The 21,123-nt window shown below is 53.7% G+C and carries 21 protein-coding genes; 10 read left to right on the top strand and 11 right to left on the bottom strand.

The features are described 5' to 3' along the window. Window positions 1-2: 2 nt before the first annotated feature. The 5 genes from ABLV08_RS07750 to rmf all read left to right on the top strand — a co-directional run bounded on the left by ABLV08_RS07750 (window position 3) and on the right by rmf (window position 5,805). A complete protein-coding gene (locus ABLV08_RS07750; protein ID WP_049051543.1) occupies window positions 3-1,910 on the top strand; it encodes an ABC transporter ATP-binding protein in 1,908 nt (635 codons plus the stop codon). Window positions 1,911-1,924: 14 nt separating this feature from the next. Next, window positions 1,925-3,193, top strand: a complete 1,269-nt coding sequence (gene pqiA / locus ABLV08_RS07755; protein ID WP_032714173.1) for a membrane integrity-associated transporter subunit PqiA — start codon at window positions 1,925-1,927, stop codon at window positions 3,191-3,193. Continuing rightward, entirely contained in the window at window positions 3,183-4,820 is a 1,638-nt protein-coding gene (gene pqiB, locus ABLV08_RS07760; RefSeq protein WP_015704905.1) for an intermembrane transport protein PqiB, read from the top strand. Before pqiA ends, pqiB begins: the two co-directional genes overlap by 11 nt. Continuing rightward, entirely contained in the window at window positions 4,820-5,383 is a 564-nt protein-coding gene (gene pqiC / locus ABLV08_RS07765; protein ID WP_015367436.1) for a membrane integrity-associated transporter subunit PqiC, read from the top strand. The genes pqiB and pqiC overlap by 1 nt, the downstream gene beginning before the upstream one ends. 254 nt (window positions 5,384-5,637) lie before the next feature. After that, window positions 5,638-5,805 (top strand): ribosome modulation factor, encoded by a 168-nt coding sequence (rmf, locus tag ABLV08_RS07770; protein ID WP_015704906.1) that lies wholly within the window; start codon window positions 5,638-5,640, stop codon window positions 5,803-5,805. A gap of 94 nt (window positions 5,806-5,899) precedes the next feature. On the opposite strand, the gene fabA is transcribed toward rmf, so the two are convergent. Both fabA and ABLV08_RS07780 read right to left on the bottom strand, forming a co-directional pair. Continuing rightward, the gene (fabA, locus tag ABLV08_RS07775) at window positions 5,900-6,418 is read right to left on the bottom strand and encodes a bifunctional 3-hydroxydecanoyl-ACP dehydratase/trans-2-decenoyl-ACP isomerase (protein WP_015704907.1); all 519 of its coding nucleotides are present in this window, start codon (window positions 6,416-6,418) and stop codon (window positions 5,900-5,902) included. 69 nt (window positions 6,419-6,487) lie between these two features. After that, window positions 6,488-8,245, bottom strand: a complete 1,758-nt coding sequence (locus ABLV08_RS07780; protein ID WP_032714175.1) for a Lon protease family protein — start codon at window positions 8,243-8,245, stop codon at window positions 6,488-6,490. 185 nt (window positions 8,246-8,430) lie between these two features. Between ABLV08_RS07780 and matP the strand changes: the two genes are divergently transcribed. Next, window positions 8,431-8,883: a macrodomain Ter protein MatP gene (gene matP, locus ABLV08_RS07785; RefSeq protein ID WP_015367432.1), complete on the top strand. Its 453-nt coding sequence runs from the start codon at window positions 8,431-8,433 to the stop codon at window positions 8,881-8,883. A 91-nt stretch (window positions 8,884-8,974) separates the two neighbouring features. Here the strand turns inward: matP and ompA are convergent, their stop codons facing one another. Further along, the gene (gene ompA, locus ABLV08_RS07790; protein ID WP_015704908.1) at window positions 8,975-10,027 is read right to left on the bottom strand and encodes a porin OmpA; all 1,053 of its coding nucleotides are present in this window, start codon (window positions 10,025-10,027) and stop codon (window positions 8,975-8,977) included. Between the two features lie 352 nt (window positions 10,028-10,379). Continuing rightward, entirely contained in the window at window positions 10,380-10,889 is a 510-nt protein-coding gene (gene sulA, locus ABLV08_RS07795; RefSeq protein WP_048228615.1) for an SOS-induced cell division inhibitor SulA, read from the bottom strand. Window positions 10,890-11,338: 449 nt separating this feature from the next. Between sulA and ABLV08_RS07800 the strand changes: the two genes are divergently transcribed. Then, complete coding sequence (locus ABLV08_RS07800) at window positions 11,339-11,962, top strand: TfoX/Sxy family DNA transformation protein (RefSeq protein ID WP_026612357.1); 624 nt, start codon at window positions 11,339-11,341, stop codon at window positions 11,960-11,962. On the opposite strand, the gene yccS is transcribed toward ABLV08_RS07800, so the two are convergent. Together yccS and ABLV08_RS07810 are read right to left on the bottom strand one after the other, a co-directional pair. Then, the gene (gene yccS / locus ABLV08_RS07805; RefSeq protein ID WP_015367427.1) at window positions 11,950-14,085 is read right to left on the bottom strand and encodes a YccS family putative transporter; all 2,136 of its coding nucleotides are present in this window, start codon (window positions 14,083-14,085) and stop codon (window positions 11,950-11,952) included. The two genes, ABLV08_RS07800 and yccS, sit on opposite strands and share 13 nt — an antisense overlap. A gap of 17 nt (window positions 14,086-14,102) precedes the next feature. Continuing rightward, on the bottom strand, window positions 14,103-14,549 hold the full coding sequence (locus ABLV08_RS07810) for a YccF domain-containing protein (protein ID WP_020079238.1): 447 nt from the start codon (window positions 14,547-14,549) through the stop codon (window positions 14,103-14,105). A 123-nt stretch (window positions 14,550-14,672) separates the two neighbouring features. Between ABLV08_RS07810 and helD the strand changes: the two genes are divergently transcribed. Next, window positions 14,673-16,727 carry a DNA helicase IV gene (helD, locus tag ABLV08_RS07815; RefSeq protein ID WP_063420972.1) on the top strand — a complete coding sequence of 685 codons (2,055 nt, stop codon included), beginning with the start codon at window positions 14,673-14,675 and terminating at the stop codon, window positions 16,725-16,727. Between the two features lie 30 nt (window positions 16,728-16,757). On the opposite strand, the gene mgsA is transcribed toward helD, so the two are convergent. Then, window positions 16,758-17,216, bottom strand: coding sequence for a methylglyoxal synthase (gene mgsA / locus ABLV08_RS07820; protein WP_015367424.1), 459 nt, complete (start codon window positions 17,214-17,216; stop codon window positions 16,758-16,760). A gap of 157 nt (window positions 17,217-17,373) precedes the next feature. Between mgsA and ABLV08_RS07825 the strand changes: the two genes are divergently transcribed. Continuing rightward, a complete protein-coding gene (locus ABLV08_RS07825) occupies window positions 17,374-17,787 on the top strand; it encodes a CoA-binding protein (RefSeq protein ID WP_015704912.1) in 414 nt (137 codons plus the stop codon). 54 nt (window positions 17,788-17,841) lie between these two features. Here ABLV08_RS07825 and hspQ read toward each other — a convergent pair whose 3' ends face one another. Both hspQ and rlmI read right to left on the bottom strand, forming a co-directional pair. Next, a complete protein-coding gene (gene hspQ, locus ABLV08_RS07830) occupies window positions 17,842-18,159 on the bottom strand; it encodes a heat shock protein HspQ (protein WP_015367415.1) in 318 nt (105 codons plus the stop codon). Window positions 18,160-18,257: 98 nt separating this feature from the next. Then, window positions 18,258-19,460: a 23S rRNA (cytosine(1962)-C(5))-methyltransferase RlmI gene (rlmI, locus tag ABLV08_RS07835; RefSeq protein WP_348855707.1), complete on the bottom strand. Its 1,203-nt coding sequence runs from the start codon at window positions 19,458-19,460 to the stop codon at window positions 18,258-18,260. Window positions 19,461-19,642: 182 nt separating this feature from the next. On the opposite strand from rlmI, the gene yccX reads away from it, so the two are divergent. Then, window positions 19,643-19,924: an acylphosphatase gene (gene yccX, locus ABLV08_RS07840; RefSeq protein WP_015704915.1), complete on the top strand. Its 282-nt coding sequence runs from the start codon at window positions 19,643-19,645 to the stop codon at window positions 19,922-19,924. Here the strand turns inward: yccX and tusE are convergent. Together tusE and yccA are read right to left on the bottom strand one after the other, a co-directional pair. Then, on the bottom strand, window positions 19,921-20,250 hold the full coding sequence (tusE, locus tag ABLV08_RS07845) for a sulfurtransferase TusE (RefSeq protein ID WP_015367412.1): 330 nt from the start codon (window positions 20,248-20,250) through the stop codon (window positions 19,921-19,923). The two genes, yccX and tusE, sit on opposite strands and share 4 nt — an antisense overlap. Window positions 20,251-20,337: 87 nt before the next feature. Continuing rightward, window positions 20,338-20,997, bottom strand: a complete 660-nt coding sequence (gene yccA, locus ABLV08_RS07850; RefSeq protein WP_015367411.1) for an FtsH protease modulator YccA — start codon at window positions 20,995-20,997, stop codon at window positions 20,338-20,340. Between the last annotated feature and the right edge of the window lie 126 nt (window positions 20,998-21,123).

Raw genomic sequence — 21,123 nt, forward strand, 5'->3', positions numbered from 1 at the left:
GAATGTCACTGATTAGTATGCACGGCGCCTGGCTTTCGTTCAGCGATGCACCGCTGCTGGATAATGCTGAACTGCATATCGAAGATAACGAACGCGTCTGCCTGGTAGGGCGTAACGGCGCTGGTAAATCGACCCTGATGAAAATCCTCAACCGCGAGCAGGGTCTGGACGATGGGCGTATTATTTATGAACAAGATCTGATCGTTGCGCGTCTGCAGCAGGATCCTCCGCGTAATGTCGCAGGTACGGTGTACGATTTTGTCGCGGAAGGGATCGCCGAACAGGCGGCGTATCTGAAGGCCTATCATGATGTTTCGCATCAGGTGATGACCGATCCGAGCGATAAAAATTTAAATGAGCTGGCCCGCCTGCAGGAACAGCTGGATAACCTGGGGCTGTGGCAGTTAGATAGCCGTATCAACGAAGTGATCGAGCAGCTTGGCCTTAACGCCGACGCGCCGCTGGCGTCGCTGTCCGGCGGCTGGCTGCGTAAAGCTGCGCTGGGCCGCGCGCTGGTTAGCGGGCCGCGCGTATTGTTGCTGGATGAACCGACTAACCACCTCGATATCGAAACTATCGACTGGCTGGAAGGGTTCCTCAAATCCTTCAAAGGCACCATTATCTTCATTTCGCACGACCGTTCTTTTATCCGCAATATGGCAACGCGCATTGTCGACCTCGATCGCGGCAAGCTGGTGACCTATCCGGGCAATTACGATCAATATCTGCTGGATAAAGAAGAAGCGCTGCGCGTCGAAGAGCTGCAGAATGCTGAATTCGACCGCAAGCTGGCGCAGGAAGAGGTGTGGATCCGCCAGGGGATTAAAGCGCGTCGTACCCGCAACGAAGGGCGCGTCCGCGCGCTGAAGGCGATGCGTCGCGAGCGCGGCGAACGCCGTGAAGTGATGGGCAGCGCGAAGATGCAGGTCGAGGAGGCTTCTCGCTCCGGCAAAATCGTCTTTGAGATGGAAAACGTCAACTATCAGGTTGACGGCAAAGTGCTGGTCAAAGATTTCTCCGCGCAAATCCAGCGTGGCGACAAGATTGCGCTGATTGGCCCGAACGGCTGCGGTAAAACCACGCTGCTGAAGCTGATGCTCGGCCAGTTGCAGGCCGATAGCGGGCGTATCCACGTCGGTACCAAGCTGGAAGTCGCCTACTTCGATCAGCACCGCGCGGAGTTGGATCCGGACCGCACGGTGATGGATAACCTTGCGGAAGGTAAACAAGAGGTGATGGTTAACGGTAAGCCGCGTCACGTGCTGGGCTATCTGCAGGACTTCCTGTTCCATCCAAAACGGGCGATGACCCCGGTACGCGCGTTGTCCGGCGGGGAGCGTAACCGTCTGCTGCTCGCGCGCTTGTTCCTGAAACCCAGTAACTTATTGATTCTTGATGAACCGACTAACGACCTTGATGTCGAAACGCTGGAACTGCTGGAAGAGCTGATCGATGGCTACCAGGGCACCGTGATGCTGGTGAGCCACGACCGTCAATTTGTTGACAACACCGTGACCGAGTGCTGGATCTTCGAGGGCGGCGGGCGTATCGGCCAATATATCGGCGGTTATCACGACGCGCGCGGACAGCAAGCGCAGTCGCTGGCGAATAAACAGCCGATTGTAAAAAAACCGGCGGAAGTCGCTCAACCGAAAGCAGAAAGTGTCAAACGCTCCGCCAGCAAACTAAGCTATAACCTGCAGCGCGAACTGGAACAGCTGCCGCAGAAGCTGGAAGATCTGGAAACTCAACTGCAGACGCTGCAGGAAAAAGTTGCCGATCCTTCTTTCTTCGGCCAGCCGCATGACCAGACCCAGCAGGTGCTGGCGCAGTTAGCGGAAGCGGAACAGGCCCTGGAAGCGGCCTTTGAACGCTGGGAATATCTCGAAGGACTCAAAAACGGCGCTTAAGCTGAGGAGTGTTCATGTGCGATCATCATCATGCTGCGCGGCACATATTGTGCCCACAATGTGATCTGCTGGTGGCTTTGCCGCCGCTGGAGCATCGCCAGAAAGCCGCATGCCCACGCTGCGGCACCACGCTCACCACATCGTGGGACGCGCCGCGGCAGCGCCCCACGGCCTATGCGCTGGTGGCGCTGTTCATGCTGCTGCTGGCGAACCTGTTTCCTTTTGTTTATATGAAAGTCGGCGGGATCAGCAGCGAAATTGAGCTGCTGGAAATACCTAATGTGTTGTTCACCGAGGATTACGCCAGCCTCGGTACGTTCTTTTTACTCTTTGTCCAACTGGTCCCGGCGTTTTGTCTGGTGACCATCTTATTGTTGGTCAATCGCGTTCATATGCCTTCACGCTTGAAGGCGTTTCTGGCGCGGATTTTGTTTCACCTCAAAAGCTGGGGGATGGCGGAGATTTTCCTCGCCGGGGTGCTGGTCAGCTTCGTTAAACTCATGGCCTATGGTGATATCGGCGTTGGGCTGAGCTTTGTTCCCTGGTGTCTGTTCTGCCTGCTGCAATTGCGGGCGTTTCAGTGCGTCGATCGCCGCTGGCTGTGGGACGACATTGCGCCAATGCCGGTCATTAAGCAGCCGCTGCGCCCTGGCGTGCCGGGGCTTCGCCAGGGGTTACGCTCCTGCTCGTGCTGTACGGCGGTGCTGCCAGCGGATGAGAAAGAGTGTCCACGCTGTCACACCAAAGGTACCCCGCGGCGTAAAAACAGCCTGCAGTGGACGCTGGCGCTGCTGTTGACGTCATTTGTGCTCTATTTACCCGCCAATATTCTGCCGATTATGATTACCGATCTGCTGGGCGATAAAATGCCGTCGACAATCATGGCGGGCGTCGTTCTGCTGTGGAGTGAGGGCTCTTACCCGGTCGCGCTGGTTATCTTTATCGCCAGTATCATGGTGCCGACGTTAAAAATGATCGCTATCGGCTGGCTATGCTGGAGTGCGAACGGAAACGGCGCGCGTGATTCAGAGCGTATGCACCTGATTTATGAAGTGGTTGAATTTGTTGGCCGTTGGTCAATGATCGACGTTTTTGTCATCGCGGTACTCTCGGCGCTGGTGCGTATGGGAGGCTTGATGAATATCTATCCGGCGATAGGCGCGGTGATGTTCGCGCTGGTCGTTGTTATGACCATGTTCTCGGCCATGATGTTTGACCCACGTCTATTGTGGGACCGTGAACCAGATCCAAGCCATGAGGAAATGCAACAGCATGGAAAATAAGAGCGGAGAAGCGAAAGTGCAGAAGGTGAAGAACTGGTCACCGGTCTGGATCTTTCCGATTGTGACTGTGCTCATCGGCGCATGGATACTGTTTTACCACTACAGCCACCAGGGGCCGGAGGTGACGCTTATCACCACCAACGCCGAAGGCATTGAAGGGGGTAAAACGCGTATCAAGAGCCGCAGCGTTGATGTCGGGGTAGTGGAAAGCGCTATCCTGACTGATGACCTGAAACATGTAGAAATTAAAGCGCGTCTGAACTCGGGGATGCAGAAGCTGCTGCATAAAGACTCGGTGTTCTGGGTGGTGAAACCGCAGGTGGGGCGCGAGGGGATTAGCGGCCTCGGCACCTTGCTTTCCGGCGCCTATATCGAATTGCAGCCAGGTAAAGAAGGTTCTGTGGCGCCGCAGTATCCGCTGTTGGATTCGCCGCCATTGGCTTCACCGGATGCCAAAGGTATCCGTGTTCTGCTGGAAAGTAGCAAAGCCGGGCAACTCTCGCCTGGTGATCCGGTGCTGTTCCGCGGCTATCGCGTCGGTTCGGTTGAAACCAGTACCTTTGATACGCAGAAGCGCCGCATCACCTATCAGCTGTTTATCAATGCGCCGAACGACCGTCTGGTGACGACCAACGTTCGCTTCTGGAAAGATAGCGGTATCGCGGTTGACCTCACGTCCGCGGGAATGCGCGTCGAGATGGGATCGCTGTCGACGCTGTTTGGCGGCGGTGTGAGCTTTGACATTCCGGAAGGACTTGATCTCGGCGAGCCGGTGGCGAATAAAACGGAATACCACCTGTTTGACGATCAGAAGAGTATTCAGGATTCGGTGTTCACCCAACATATCGATTACGTCCTGTTCTTTAAAGATTCGGTGCGTGGTCTGCAGCCAGGGGCGCCGGTTGAATTCCGCGGTATTCGTCTTGGTACCGTCGGCAAAGTGCCGTTCTTTATCCCCGGTTTGAAACAGAGCCTGAACGATGATTATCGTATCCCGGTTGAAATACGTATCGAGCCGGAACGTCTGATCAATCAACTGGGCGGCGATCCGAACATTCGCGCGCATATTGACGATCTGATCAACCGCGGGCTTCGTGCTTCGCTGAAAACCGGCAACCTGGTAACCGGCGCGCTGTATATCGATCTCGACTTCTATCCGAAAGCGCCTCCGCGCGGCAAGATTCAGGAGTTCGGCGGCTATCCGATCATTCCAACCGTCAGCGGCGGTCTGGCACAGATCCAGCAGCGTCTGATGGATGCGCTCGATAAGATTAACAATCTGCCGATTAACCCGCTGCTGGAGCAGGCGACCAGTACCCTGGCGCAGAGCCAGAAAACCATGCAGCGTGTCCAGACTACGCTCGACAACTTGAATAAGATCACTTCAAGCCAGTCGATGCAGCAGCTTCCAGCTGATATGCAGAGTACGTTGCGCGAGTTGAACCGCAGTATGCAGGGCTTCCAGCCAGGCTCGGCGGCCTACAATAAGATGGTTGCGGATATGCAGCGACTGGATCAGGTGCTTCGTGAACTGCAGCCGGTACTGAAAACCCTCAACGACAAGAGCAATGCGCTGGTATTTGAGGCCAAGGATAAAAAAGATCCGCAGCCGAAGGGAGCGAAATAATGAAAAAGTGGTTAGTAGCGGCAGCGGTATGCGTACTGACGGCCTGCAGCAGCGGTGGTGAGAGTAAAACTTACTATCAATTACCGGTAGCAAAGAGCGGCGCGCAAAGCGCCGTCAACCAGAGCAAGAATTTGCTGTGGGTTGAGCAGGTCAGTATCCCTGATTATCTGGCCGGGAATGGCGTGGTTTATCAGACTACCGATGTGCAGTATGTGATTGCTAATAACAATCTGTGGGCGAGCCCGCTGGACCAGCAGTTACGTACCACGCTGGTGGCGAATCTGAGCAATCAACTGCCGGGTTGGGTGGTGGCATCGCAGCCGTTAGGCAGCGAGCAGGATACGCTTAATGTCTCCGTTAGCGGCTTCCACGGCCGCTACGACGGCCGGGTCATTGTTAGCGGTGAATGGCTGCTTAAGCATCAGGGGCAGTTAATCAAGCGTCCGTTCAATATTGAACTTAAGCAACAGCAGGATGGCTATGACGCGATGGTTAAGACCCTGGCGCAGGCCTGGAGCCAGGAAGCCACCGCGATTGCGAGTGAGTTGAACCGCCTGCCATAAGTAAAATTAATAAAATTAAAGCCGCCGCGACCTGAAAAATCGCCGCGGCTTTTTTATTTGCCGCATCAGGTTGATAGTTGTGCTGGCTCACGATTTTTGTACAAATGAACTTTCATATAGCTCACAAATATGACACTGGCGTGAATTTTGCGCATTGACGCTGCCTGCGTTTCGCGGTAAAGGTTATACGTGGTTGCATATTTAGTGACCACTGTTTTCTTTTCCACCAGATCAAATAATGAGGGAAACGAGGCATGAAGAGACAAAAACGAGATCGCCTGGAACGGGCACATCAGCGTGGATATCAGGCCGGCATTACCGGCAGATCGAAAGAAATGTGTCCCTACCAGACCCTTAATCAGAGGTCCCATTGGCTAGGAGGTTGGCGAGAAGCCATGGAGGACAGGGTGCAGACTGCCTGACTGTCTCTTTAAAAAAGAAGCCTTCGCATTGCGAAGGCTTCGCCTTTTGTACTTCAGGACCTTTTAGTACTTCAGGATAAGTACGGTAGATAAATCAGAACGCGGAAGTATCCTGGAACAGACCGACTTTCAGGTCAGTTGCAGAGTAGATCAGACGCCCATCAACCAGCACCTCGCCATCCGCCAGGCCCATGATCAGGCGACGGTTTACGATGCGTTTGAAGTGGATACGATAGGTGACTTTTTTCGCCGTCGGCAGAATCTGACCGGTAAATTTCACTTCGCCTACGCCCAGCGCACGGCCTTTACCTTCGCCGCCCAGCCAGCCCAGATAGAAGCCTACCAGTTGCCACATTGCGTCCAGACCCAGACAGCCAGGCATTACCGGGTCGCCGATGAAGTGACAACCGAAGAACCACAGGTCTGGGTTGATGTCGAGCTCAGCTTCAACGTAACCTTTGTCGTAGTTGCCGCCGGTTTCGGTCATCTTGACGACGCGGTCCATCATCAGCATGCTCGGCGCCGGCAGTTGCGGGCCTTTCGCGCCAAACAGTTCACCACGACCAGAGGCAAGAAGATCTTCTTTTGTATAGGATTCGCGTTTATCTACCATGTTTTCAGTAAGCCTTATTTTGAGTTCGGGACGCAGGATAGCTAACACGTGTAAGCTGAACAAGTCCGATCAGTTCGAATTTGATCCGCCTAACCAGCGTAGCGGCCATGGAAAACGATGGCGAGTCTCTTGTTGCATCGCCTGCGCAATCCGTTCCTGAATGGTTTGTCGTAGCGTTTGTCCTTCACCATCCCATTGCAGCTGGGTGAGAAGCGGCAGGGCTTCGGTAACGTCGTCAATGGCCCAGATAAAGAACTGTTCGTCAGCCACCGCCTGGCGAAGCTCCTGTGCCAGGCTCAGATGGCGGACGTTGGCAGACGGAATAATAACGCCTTGCTTGCCTGTTAATCCGCGCTGCTGGCAGATGGTGAAGAAACCTTCAATCTTTTCGTTCAGTCCGCCGACCGGCTGGACGCGACCGAACTGATCGACCGAGCCGGTAATCGCAATACTCTGGTTGATCGGCACATTGGCCAGCGCGCTGATAAGCGCGCACAGCTCAGCCATTGAGGCGCTATCGCCATCCACTTCACTGTAGGACTGCTCGAAGGTTAGTGAAGCGCTAAATGGCAGCTGCTGTTCAAGTTCGAGCTCGGACATAATAAACGCCTGCATGATCATCATGCCTTTGGCGTGAATATTACCGCCCAGTTCAGCTTTACGCTCAACGTCAATAAATTCGCCGTCGCCGATATGGACTACACAGCTGATACGCGAAGGTTCGCCAAAGGCGCGCGGGTGTCCTGGAAACTCGATTACCGACAGGGCATTGATTTGGCCGATGCATTCGCCTTCGGTATCAATCATGATCTGATCGAGAAGAATTTCATCGCGCATTCGCTCGGCAAGATAGCCTTCACGCCATTCACGGCGCTCAAGCATAGTTTGCATCTCCGTGCCGCTAATCCATTCGCCTTCGCAGAAGGCTGCCGCTTCACGCAGCTGACGGCCAATCCAGAGAGGGGAAAGCGGAAGCGTCTCCTGATCGCCGGTGTCGCGCACGCCTTCTTCAATCAGCAGCGGCCATGCGTCAGCCGCCGGCCCAGGCAGCGAAAGCTGACGAGCATGTTGCCAGACCCACTGGCACCAGAGTTTCAGGGTGTCGGCATCGGCTATCTGCAGGTTATCTTCATACTCGCTATAAATGGCCTGCGACGCGAGTTCCGGTTCCATCTCCTGAAAGTCAGCCAGCGCATCACGCTCGCCGATCAGAATGATCCTCAGGTTCAGCGGCATGGAAGGAATGCTAACGGGAAGAGGGCGGGATTCATCAATGGACAACCAGTCAAAGCGCTGACGGGTCACCATGTTCTTCAGGCGCATCCATAGCAGCGGCTGGGCCAGTAGCGCACGCAGGGAGAGCAACAGGACGCCGCCGTTCGCGCGGTGCACCAGACCCGGCTGCAGCGAAATTTCGCCGTTAAACTGGCGTACGCAACCAAAGAGCTGTTCCGCTTCAATCCAGTCGGCGGATTCAACCGGACCGTTGCTGGCAAAATTGTCTTCCGCGCTTTGTGCCGGCGACATGGTTACGTTGCCGCCGTTGACCTGATAGCGTACACCGCATAGCGCTGTCGTGGACTGCTGCAGGCTGCGCGCGGCTTCGGCTACCCAATGCAGATACTCCGGCTCTTCCGGCGCCTTTACCAGCATAAATGATGAAATGGCTGGCGTGATCAGAAGCTGTTCCAGCGCATAAAATAAACGGGGTTGTAGATCGCCGGCGAGGGATGCCTCTGTCTCGGCGAGATTGACCTGGGTAAACAGCGCCTGATAACTTTCCGTATCAGGAGCGAGGTCGTTTCGGGTAAGTTTCGTAATGGTCAAAGTCGCTGTTTTTTAGTCAGATGTAAAACGAGCGATTATACCTGATACCGCGTCTGCGCACACGGAGGATTGCGTTTATCACGCTGATAATGGAATCGTCCACTTCACGAAAGATGATTTATTCTCAGCACATCCAGAAAAAACTGATATCCTGAAATGAGTTACACGGTCACATTGAGATCGCAATGAAATATCAACAACTGGAAAACCTTGAAAGCGGCTGGAAATGGAAATATCTGGTAAAGAAGCACCGGGAAGGTGAGTTGATTACCCGCTACATTGAAGCCAGCGCTGCGCAAGCCGCGGTCGATGTCTTGCTGACGCTCGAAAATGAACCTGTTCTGGTGAATACCTGGATCGATCAGCATATGAATCCGGAGCTCGCTAACCGGATGAAGCAGACTATTCGCGCACGACGCAAGCGTCATTTTAACGCCGAGCATCAGCATACGCGGAAAAAGTCCATCGATCTGGAATTCGTTGTCTGGCAACGCCTGGCCGGGCTTGCGCAACGGCGAGGCAAGACATTATCAGAAACCATCGTACAGCTAATTGAAGACGCCGAGCATAAAGAAAAATATGCCAGCAAGATGTCGAGCCTGAAGCACGATCTGCAGGTGCTCTTAGGAAAAGAGTAAGTAGCGGCCAACGTTGCTTGAGATTTTCCTCTGAACTCAAAATCAGGCCAAAAAAAACCCCGCATCAGCGGGGTTTTTTATCGTAGGAAACTTAAGCCTGCGGCTGAGTTACTACGTCTTTGTAACCTTTAACTTCGATCGCAACACGACGATCCGGAGCCAGGCAGTCGATCAGTGCAGCGCGAGCTTTCACGTTGTCACAGGTGTTGCCGGTAACCGGATCAGATTCGCCCATACCGCGAGCAGAGATCTTGTTAGCCGGGATGCCTTTAGCTACGAGGTAGTCAACAACGGACTGAGCACGTTTCTCAGACAGTTTCTGGTTGTACTGCTCGGAACCGATGCGGTCGGTGTAACCCAGAACAACTGCAGAACCGTCTTTCGGGTCCATGTTGCTCAGCTGGGTGTACAACTGATCCAGAGCCTGCTGACCTTCTGGTTTCAGAGTTGCTTTGTTGAAGTTGAACAGTACGTCAGACTTCAGGGTGAAGGTCTTGGTGGTGACTTCCGGAGCCGGAGCCGGAGCCGGAGCTACAACCGGTGCATTGTCTTCCTGACCGAAACGGTAGGAAACACCAACGCTCAGCATGCCGTTGTCCGGACGAACGCCTACAGTGCCAGCGTCGCCGATGTTGTTAACCCACTGGTATTCCAGACGGGTAGCGATGTCACGGGTCATTGCCCACTCAACGCCGCCAGCGAATACTGGGGAAACGCCGGTGTCATGGTTGTCACCGATACGGTTGTTGCTGGAGTCAGCGCGCCATACCATGCCGCCCAGACGGGTATAGATGTCCAGATCGTCAGTGATCGGGTAACCCAGTTTAGCGGTCAGCTGAACGCCCTGAGCTTTGAATGCGCCGTTAACGTTGTCGCCTTTGTAAGGCATACGGCCCAGCCAGTCGTAACCCATTTCGAAACCGAGGTACGGGTTAACCTGATAACCACCGAACGCACCAGCGCCCAGCTGGCTTTCGTGGGTCGGACCATTGTTATTCAGGTTGCTGTTGTACCAGCCGGTGTCATGGAACTGGGACCAACCCAGTTTACCACCTGCATACCAAGTGTTATCTTTCGGAGCGGCCTGCGCTACGGTAGCGAAGCCAGCCAGTGCCACTGCAATCGCGATAGCTGTCTTTTTCATTTTTTGCGCCTCATTATCATCCAAAATTCGCCATGAAGGTACATAAGACCTCACGGTTAAATCCTTCACCGGGGGCGTGACTCGTTGTTAACTATGCTGATACATGCAGCGTAAGCCGATCACCCCTGGCGATGTAAAGTCTACAACTTAGTTAGAAACTTACAAGTGTGAACTCGGTCAGGCATATGAAAAAAAAGGGTTGTATACACAATATTTAACAAATATGGTTAATTTGTGAACGCGGTGAAAAGTCGCAAAACCGCACCACACCGGGATCTCTGTGAAATTAACCACTTTACGAGAATGGTTTTTGACGAGGCAAAAAAAATTCCAGGATTAATCCTAATTTCACTCAATGATATAAATTTGAGTGAATTTTTAGCCCACTTAATTGTCTCCCAGGCTGGCTTGTATTTCTCACCGGGCGCATGATAAAGCCCATCGCATGACCTTCTTCTGCGGCGAGCGCCAGACGTTTATGTTCTTGTTCAGTAAGTTCATCCGTCAGCCAGCCAATAACCACGCTATAATTCCCGGTACGTAAAGCGCGAATCATCGATTCCAGAGTATTGCAGGGCGACATCTGGTTAATCTGCATCACTTTTGAAAGCGGAAGGCCGGACGACTGTACCCATTCTTTACTCAGCTTTTGCTGCGGAGTGAGCCACAGTTGCCAGCGCGACTGCTGGCCAAGCTGCTGTAATAAAGGTAGCAGCAAAAGCTGCGTCATCATGGGTTGATCTTCGCGATAGACGATTTCACTAATCAGCCCAGTGGCTGAATGTTCGACGACGCTGTGCGAAGGGCGACGTACTGAAGCCGAAGTCAGTGGTGAACGATTTGCGTGAGCTGAAGTAAACATAGTCTATCTCGCCTGTGGGTTACTGTATGCATATACAGTATATCTGCCAGGGGGCGTCGTCAACCTCATTTTCCCATTTTTGCATATATTTTATGCACTCTACCCGGCTATGAATTATCGCTGCGGCGACTTATTTATATGAATTCACTGTCTCTATGCTGAACCCGCAGGCGACATTTTCCTCCGTTAATCTTTACTTCACGGCTGCCGGGCGTGTCGTCAATGGGGCCGATATGCTGTTCATCAATTAACATTGCTTAAGTATTCAGCGAGTCTCTGTAACACTATTTGCAGAATAACTTTTTCCTGAAAGCGCCTCGCAAAACAGCGAGCTGATTGAGATGAAGCCAAAATTCATCTTGCTGCACAAAACGAACTCACTTATTTTCTTCAATAACGGATCCGTTAATAAAATTACTTTTATGTGCATGATTACCAAAGGAATGATCATGAAGAAAATTTCAAAATTACGGTTCCTCCAGTTTCAGGAGTGCCTTTCCCCCTTAGGTAAAATCAGTAGCCGGCCTTTATTCGGCGGGTATAGTCTGGCGATTGAAAATACCGTATTCGCCATGGTGGCTGAGGGCGAAATCTATCTTAGGGTTTGCGAACAAAGCGCCTCTTATCGGGTTGAACATCACAGCCCGATGCTGATGATGCGCAAGAATGGCCGGCCAGTGGCCTTAAAGTATTACCGGATAGATGAAGCACTATGGCAGGACAGTAAAATGCTGTTTCACCTATCGCAGCTGTCATTGCATTCGGCGCGAAGCGAAAAGCAGCATCAGCGTGATTCCGGCAGACTAAAGAATTTGCCTAATATCAGCTTCCATATGGAGTTGATGTTGATCCATGCCGGAATAACCGATGTGAAAATGCTGCGTACACTCGGGGCGGAAAAGAGCTGGTTAAAATTGAGAGAGCATAATAAAGGAATATCAATCAATGTCCTTGAGTCCCTGGCGGGCGCGATTGCCGGCATTCATTCCGCCGCGCTCCCGGCGCAGCGGCGCCAGGAGCTACGGGAGTGGGCTAATACACAAGGATACAGCGTGGAGGATTATTCCGGTTGACCAGCAATCCGGCGCTGCAGACGACATATTTCCGGCAGCAGTGCGAGCAGTAGCCCAATCTGCTGCAGGACCAATGGTTCTTTACTGTCGGCTCGCGGCTCCAGATGTTGAATTCGCGATTGCAGGTTGCTGAGCGCCTGCTGAACACGCTGTTCGTCTGCGGGAGAATGATGCAGCGCATCATCGACGTAGCAGACGGCATCATCGAGTAACGCCAGTATTTCCGGAGTCGTCAGTTTTTCCCTGTGCGCCCCCAACGCGGAAATATAGCTGGTAAAGGTATGGTTAAGACACAACAGGCGGAATGCCGTTTCACGCATCGTGTTGTCGGCTTTAGGCTCTGTGGATAAATTTGATACCACTGATGCCAGTTCGCTATCCCGATTATGTGCGTTACGCCGGGCAACGCGATACTCAAGACGGTTATCGCGCCCCTGATGATACTGCTCGAGAATAGCGTCAAGATAACGGCAGTTAGCGTTGATGGCCTGATCCAGTACGCGAGGTAAGTTACGGAAGTTCCAGTCAGGCCAGATAAAGGTCACTGCCGCCCAGGCGATGGCGCAGCCGATCAGCGTATCAAGGATACGCGGTAAAGCGACTTCGAATCCTTCACCTAACAGGTTAAAGCACAGCAGTACCAGCAGCGTGATAAACATAGTGGCGTGCGCATACTGCACGTTGCGAAAAGCGAAAAACAGCACGCCGGTTAGTACAATGAGCAGCAGCTGGCCTTCAACCGAGGGAACCAGCAGCAGCACCGGTAGGCCGATCGCGACGCCAATCAATGTACCGATGATCCTTAACGCCAGACGATGCCGGGTCGCGTTATAGTTCGGCTGACAAACAAACAGGCTGGTAAGCAGAATCCAGTAACCGTGGTTGAGGCCGGTAAACTGAATGAACGCATAGCCCGCGCACAGCACCAGTGACATTCGCACCGCGTGGCGGAAAAGCGCCGATTCCGGCGTCATATTGCTGCGCAGTCGTAACCAGATATCGCTAAACCCGCTAGGGCGATCGTCGGCAAGCAGATTTTCGGGATGGTTGCTGGCCAGTACGCTGGTCTGCACCGATTCGATAGTTGCCAATTGCGCATCAATAGCGCGTAGGTTATTGAGCAGAAAACCCAGCGCTTTGACCTGATCTTGCGGCGCGCCGCTGGCGCGGACGCGATCCAGCGCCGCGTCCAGATGCATAAAGGCGCGTTCAAAGTGCGCATCATGCTGATACGGGATGCGTAAGAGAATGGCGCGGGAAAGTTTTTGACAGGCCTGCGCCTGCATTGACAACATCCGTTGGAAACGGAACATCACATCGCTGTAGCGGAAATGGTCGCGAAGCGTCTGATACTGAATATGTGATGAGCTGGCACGCTCATGAATGTCCTGGGCGACGAAATAATACTGAAGGGTGCGACGAGTGCCGCGTTGCCCGCGGTCGCCGCGCAGGCGTGTCAGTAAAGACGCTTTCGTCTGGTTAAGCATCGCAACCAGCTTGCCGTTAGCGAGCGCCAGATCGTACAACGGGGCCTGACTTTCATCTTCGATATCCGGATCGAACAGTCGGGATTTAAGTTCAAGGTATTGGGCCAGCTGTTCATAGCTGCGCGCAAGATTATCCTGCAGTGGGCGGATGGGAAAAATAAGATGCCCTGCGAGCGTCAATACGTTGTACCAGATGGCGCCAGCCAGCAAAAAGAGCGGCTGCAGGTACCAACTGTTATACAGAGTGACCCCTAACATGGTGTAGATAGCGATCAGTAAGGCGCCGAAAGCAATGGTGGCATAGCGTTGACCCAGCCCGCCGAGCAGGATAAAACCCGTCGTGGACAGGGTTAACCCAATAGCAAACAGCCACGGCCATGGAAACAGTAACTCCACCGACGCGGAGGCAATAAAGAAGCAGACCAGCGTAATAGCGAGATTACGTAACCGCCCGGTAAGGCGATCGTCGAGGTCGGTCAACGCCGCGGCAACCACCCCAAGCGTTAACGGGATGGTGAGTTTGACTTCGCCAATCCACCACGGCGCAACCGTGGTGCCACAAAGCGCAATAAATATCCTGGCGTTATATAGCCAGGCGCTATTCCATGTATAACGGCGGAGCAGGGGGCTTAACATAACAGTGTTCCGTACAATTACTGAAAGCGACGGCGGGCGTTGGCTTCGCGCGCGGCGCGAGCCGTTTCAACGGAGACCACGCGGCGTCCTACCGGCCAAAGTGCAATGGCGGCAATTTTAAAATTGGCGATCCCCACGGGGATACCAATGATGGTCAGGCACTGCGCAATACCGCTGAAAATATGCATCAGGCACAGCCACCAACCGAAGAACATGAACCACAAAATATTCAAAATAGTGCCGCCCGCGTTCAGTAAACTGTTTTTTGCTTCAGGTTCCAGTTCATCAACATGAATGGCTTCATTACCGTAGGGGAACAGCGATAGTCTGGTGATTTCCCAACATGAACGCGTCAGCGGTAACGTGAAGATCAAAATAATACTGACCAGCGTCGCCAGTAGCCAACCGAGCGTGGTGGCGAAACCGCCAAGAACAAAGTTCAAAATATTCAGAATGGTACGCATAAACCCTCTGGTTAACCCTGTGGATAATAAGACCCGGCAATTGTAACGTTTTTTTGCGCTGGAGCACCTGCTCGCGGGCGGTTAAACTTAAAAACATTCAAACTGATTGAAATTTGGCGATATATGGAACTTAAAGCGACAACATTGGGCAAACGCATGGCACAGCATCCTTATGATCGGGTGCAGTTGCTTAATGCCGGGGTCAAAGTCTCAGGCGATCGTCATGAGTATCTTATACCTTTCAATCAGTTATTGTCAGTTCAATGTAAGCGTGGCCTGGTGTGGGGCGAGCTGGAGTTCGTGCTGCCGGAAAGCAAAGTTGTGCGTTTGCATGGTACCGAATGGACTGAGACGCAGCATTTCTTTCATCATCTCAATAATCTCTGGCAGCAGTGGAGCGCGGAGATGAGCGAAATCGCCGCGGACTTGCTGCGCCAGCAGTTAAGTGAAATTGAACGAGCCAGCGCCGAAGGTAAGTGGTTGACGCGCCAGCAGGTCGCGGACGTGCAGGATAAAATCCGCCGGGCTTTAACCGGGTTACCTTTCCCTGAGAGCCGTCTGGATGAATTCGATAATTGCCGCGAACTGTGGCGCCAGTGTCAATGTTGGCTTAGCGATATCGACGAGGCTCGCCTGGCGCATAATCAAGCCTATACCGAAGCTATGCTGGAACAGTATCGCGGTTTCTTCGATAAGATTGAGTCTTCGCCGCTCAACCCGGCGCAGGCGCGGGCGGTGGTTAACGGCGAGCGTTCGCTGCTGGTTCTTGCTGGCGCCGGTAGCGGCAAAACGTCGGTACTGGTCGCTCGTGCCGGGTGGTTATTAAATCGCGGCGAAGCAGCGGCGGATCAGATCCTCCTACTGGCCTTTGGCCGTCAGGCGGCTCAGGAAATGGATGAACGTATTCAGGAGCGGTTGGGAACTGACGAGATTGCCGCGCGAACTTTCCATTCACTGGCGTTACATATTATTCAGCAGGGCAGCAAGAAAGTGCCGGCGATCAGTAAGCTGGAAAACGATACAGCCGCCCGGCAAAAGCTATTGTTGAAGGCCTGGCAGCAGCAGTGTCAGGAGAAAAAAGCGCAGGCCAAAGGCTGGCGTCAGTGGCTGGTGGATGAGATGGAGTGGCAGATTGACGAAGGTGATTTCTGGCAGGATCGCGTGCTGCTGCGCCGCCTGGCCGGCCGCCTTGACCGCTGGGTTAGTTTAATGCGCATGCACGGCGGCTCGCAGGCGGAGATGATCGCCTGCGCCCCTGAAGAAGTTCGCGATCTTTTTAATAAGCGTGTGAAACTGATGGCCCCGCTGCTGAAAGCCTGGAAAGCAGCGTTGAAAGAGGAAAATGCCGTTGATTTCTCCGGGCTTATACACCAGGCGGTCAACATACTGGATAAAGGCCGTTTTGTGAGCCCCTGGAAACATATTCTGGTTGATGAGTTTCAGGATATCTCTCCACAGCGTGCTGAATTGCTGGCGGCGCTGCGCCGGCAAAATAAACAGACCTCGTTATTTGCCGTGGGTGACGATTGGCAGGCGATTTATCGCTTCAGCGGCGCGCAGCTCTCTTTAACCACGGCGTTTAACCACTACTTTGGTGAAGGAGATTGCTGCGCGCTGGATACCACCTATCGATTTAACGGTCGTATCGGCGAGATTGCCAACGGTTTTATTCAGCAAAACCCGCATCAGTTGGCTAAGCCGCTGAATAGCCTGACCGCTGGCGATAAGAAAGCGGTGACACTGCTGCCCGACCATAAACTCGACGATCTGCTCGACAAGTTGAGCGGCTACGTTAAACCCGAACAGCGAATTTTGCTGCTGGCACGCTATCACCATCTGAAACCCGCCGCGCTGGAAAAAGCCGCGACCCGCTGGCCGCATCTACAGCTAGATTTTATGACAATTCACGCCAGCAAAGGCCAGCAGGCTGACTTTGTTATTGTGTTGGGCCTGCAGGAGGGGGATGACGCCTTCCCGGCGCCGGCAAGAGAGTCGGTAATGGAACAAGCGTTGTTGCCACAGCCGGAAGATTTCCCGGATGCTGAAGAGCGTCGGCTACTGTATGTGGCGATAACCCGCGCTCGCCTGCGGGTCTGGCTGCTGTTCAATAAAGAACGGCCTTCGTCATTTGTTGAGATACTGCAGGAACTGGGCGTGCCGGTAGCGCGAAAGCCCTGATCGTCGGCGGCCATCAGGCCGCCGTGGGGATTACTTCAGGCGCTCGGCAAGGTAGCGTTGGTAATCAGGGATTAAAATTTCAATCGGTTGATTAAAGTCCGGCGACTGGATAATAAAGTCAGCGGTGGCGGCATTCGTGGCTACCGGGATATTCCACACCGTCGCCAGACGCAGGAGCGCTTTGACGTCAGGATCGTGAGGTACCGCATTGAGCGGATCCCAGAAGAAGATCAGTACATCAATTTTCCCTTCCGAAATCAGCGCGCCCACCTGCTGGTCGCCGCCCATCGGTCCGCTCAACATTGCTTTCACTTCCAGCCCGGTGGCGCGTGAGACCAGGTTGCCGGTGGTCCCGGTTGCATAGAGCTGGTGCTGAGCCAGTAGCGCCTGGTGACGTTCGACCCATTTCATTAGCAGATCTTTGCAGTGATCGTGTGCTACCAGCGCGATATGTTTGCGTGCGGGTAAGGTACGTGTTGTCAGTTCCATAATTGGGTTCCACTTATATTAACCTGCAGACAGAGTACTGGAAGTGACTGATGCTGCAAGCGTCGGAAAGAAAAATTTTGCCGTATCTGTGAGTTAGGCTTGATGGCTGGTTTACATGGATTAGCTTACACTAGGGCTAAAGCGCAGGAGGATTATGATGAAAGAGAACGATATTGCTAGCATTCTGACCACCACCCGGACGATTGCGCTGGTAGGCGCCAGCGACAAACCCGATCGCCCGAGCTATCGGGTAATGAAATATCTGCTGGAACAGGGCTACCACGTCATTCCGGTTTCACCAAAGGTCGCAGGTAAAACCCTACTTGGTCAACAAGGCTACGCCACCCTGGCGGAAGTTCCGGAAAAAGTCGATATGGTTGATGTGTTCCGCAACTCGGAAGCGGCGTGGGGTGTGGCGCAAGAAGCGGTGGCCATCGGGGCGAAGACGTTGTGGATGCAGCTCGGCGTTATTAATGAACAGGCGGCGGTGATGGCGCGTGAAGCGGGGTTAAATGTGGTGATGGACCGCTGTCCGGCCATTGAAATTCCCCGACTAGGGTTAGCGAAGTAAAATAAAACCCCGCATTTGCGGGGTTTTTAACAGAAACATCGCGGTGAAGGCCAGTCAGTTACGCAGACGTGGCGCCTGCAACTGCTTACGGATAGTCTGCGCCAGTTCGTCCATCGACGGCTGTTCGGGATGTTCATCGCTGGCTTCACTGCTGAGCTGCGCTTCCGCGAGGTAGGTGTGGACCGGCTGGCCGTCCTCATCTTCCATCACAACATGATACCAGGGGGCCGCGCGCAGTTCATCGTTGGCGCCGATTTCATCCGCGGCGGGCTCGTCAAGCGAATACTCTGGATCGATATCAACGATTACGCCAAGGTAGCCGAGTAGCGTATGGCGAACCTGTTGGCCGATACCGAATTTGCTGGCAATCATAGTCACCTCCCGGGAAACGCTGGCGCCCACTGTATCCATCATCTTCAAATGTTCTTGAGTCATGAGAATAACGTGTGGGCGATGTTCCGCTTTTCAAGTTACATGACGCGACAGGCAAACCCTTTCAGATACAGTCCTTCCGGGTAGGTTGCGATCACCGGGTGATCGGCAGCCTGACGGAACTGCTCTATAAATTGTACATCACGCCCGGCATCTATTGCGGCATCGGCGATGATTTTCTGAAATAAATCGGTGGTCATCAGGCCGGAACAGGAGAAGGTCAGCAGTACGCCGCCTGGGTTCAACAGCTGGATCGCCAGCATATTAATGTCTTTATAACCGCGGCAGGCGCCCATCAGTTGGCTTTTGTTTTCGACGAATTTCGGCGGATCCATGACGATAACATCGAATTTTTCCCCCTGATCGCGATATTTACGCAGCAGTTTGAACACGTCGTCGCGTACGAATTCGGCTTTCGACAGATCCAGCTTATTCAGCTCAACGTTCTGTCTGGCGACATCCAGCGCCTCTTGTGAGGTATCAACGCTGGTGACCTGGCGGCAGCCGCCCATCAGCGCAGAAACCGCGAATCCGCCGGTATAAGAGAAGCAGTTGAGGACGCGCTTATCGGCGACGTAGCGGCGGGTCGCCAGACGGCTATCGCGCTGATCGAGATAGTAGCCGGTTTTATGACCGCCCTGAATATCTACCAGCAGCTGCATACCGTGTTCGGTAATGGGCAGTAGCGCTGGCGGCAGTTCGCCTACCACCGGGCCTTGCGCCAGGTCCAATCCTTCTTTTTTACGTACCGCCACATCGCTACGATCGTAGATCGAGCATTGCGGGAACAGGGTCTGCAGAGCGCTGACGATGGCCGCACGCTGATATTCCGCGCCGGCGCTCAACAGCTGCAGGACGAAGAAATCGCCAAAGCGATCGATTGTCACGCCTGGCAGGCCGTCGGATTCCCCGGCGATTAAACGATAGCTGTCAAGACCATCGCGTTCGGCCAGCCATTGGCGCCAGGTTTGCGCCTGCTGCAGGCGACGCTCAAAAAAAGCATTATCGATAGCTTGATGACGATCGAAACTCCAGACGCGGGCGCGGATCTGCGAGGAGGGCGAATAGGCGCCGCGAGCAAGCCATTTCCCCTGCGAATCAACGATATCGATCGTCTCGCCGGAGCGAGCTTTACCTTCCATCCGGGCGACGGCGCCGGAGAAAATCCATGGATGGCGACGCAGCAGGGATTTCTCGCGTCCTTTGGCTAATACTAAGCGGGGGATAATGGAATCTGTCATGGAGCTACCTTTAAGCGACGGAGTGTCGGCACCGAAAAATGGCGCGTAGATTAGCATAACTGGCTGGGGCAAGCACCATTCCTGCCGCCGCCGGGCGGATGTTTTAGCGTCAGGCAAAAGTGAGTATGCTGGTGGGAATTTGCTATTCTCTGCATCAGGATAGCGCAGTTGAGGGGGTAATAATGGCGAAGGTATGCACGATGGCGTGGGTTCACGGAGTCGTCCAGGGCGTGGGATTCCGCTATTCAACGCAGCGTGAAGCGCTGCAGCTGGGGCTGACCGGTTACGCGCGAAATCTGGATGATGGCAGCGTAGAAGTGCTGGCCTGCGGGGAAGCGGAGCAGGTGGAAAAACTGATTGCCTGGCTTAAGGCCGGCGGGCCGCGTAGCGCAAGGGTCGACAGGGTATTAACCGAGCCCCATCAACCCACCAGAGAGTGGCAAAAATTCGCTATTCTCTATTAAATGCACTTTACAGGCTTCGGCAGGCCGGCGATTTTCGTCGCCTGCTTGGCCGGCCCTTTGGGGAATAACCGGTACAGATAGCGGCTGTTGCCTTTCTCTTCACCGAATTTATTCGCCATTGCTTTGACCAGCATACGGATGGCTGGCGAAGTGTTGAACTCCAGATAAAAATCGCGCACGAAGCGCACTACTTCCCAGTGTTCGACGGACAGGCTGATCCCTTCCTGAGCGGCGATAACCTCCGCCATCGCTTCACTCCACTGAGTCGTCTCTTTCAGATAGCCTTCGCTATCGGTCTCTATTTCACTGCCTTCAAAGATAAACATGATTTTTCACATAATGCGGAAACTGCGCGCAGTGTAGCAAAAAATAAGGCCCCGCATAAGCGAGGCCTGGTGTTGCAGGAGAGAAGGTTAGTCTCTGCTAGCGAAGCCGAGGATGCTCAGCAGGCTGACGAAGATGTTGTACAGCGAAACATACAGGCTAACGGTGGCGCGAATGTAGTTGGTCTCGCCGCCGCGGATGATGTTGCTGGTTTCAAACAAAATCGCGCCGGAAGAGATAAGGATGAACACCGCGCTGATGGCCAGATGTAGAGCCGGCAGCTGCAGGAAGATGTTCGCCACCATACCAATCAGAACGACCACCACGCCCGCCATCAGCATGCCGCCGAGGAAGGACATGTCTTTGCGCGTCGTCAACACGTAAGCCGAGCAGCAGAAGAAGACCAGGGCGGTGCCGCCCAACGCCAGGCCGATCAAATCGCCCATGCCTGCGGACAGGTAAGCGTTCAGCATTGGCCCCAGAATGTAGCCGAGGAAGCCGGTAAAGGCGAAGGCCGCCAGAATACCGCTTGGCTTATTAGCCAGTTTGTAGGTCAGGAACATCAGACCATACATACCCACCAGGGTGAGGATAAGGCCCGGAGACGGCAGCATCAGCATGGTACTGGCGGTGGCGGTGATCGCCGAAAACGCCAGCGTCAGGCTGAGCAGAAAATAGGTGTTACGCAGAACTTTGTGCGTGCTGAGCAGCGATGAACGGTCACGCGATGAGGTAATTATACGATCCATGAGTCACTCTCTTATGACAGATGTAATTAGTTATGAAGCATAAGAAAAGCGAGCCGAAAGCCATAATGCTTTTACCCATCTTTACTCAGATCCCGGTATCGGTGGGGCAGCGTTTTATTCTGGTAA

The sequence above is a fragment of the Klebsiella sp. CN_Kp088 genome, from assembly GCF_040064335.1.
GTDB lineage: Bacteria > Pseudomonadota > Gammaproteobacteria > Enterobacterales > Enterobacteriaceae > Klebsiella > Klebsiella aerogenes.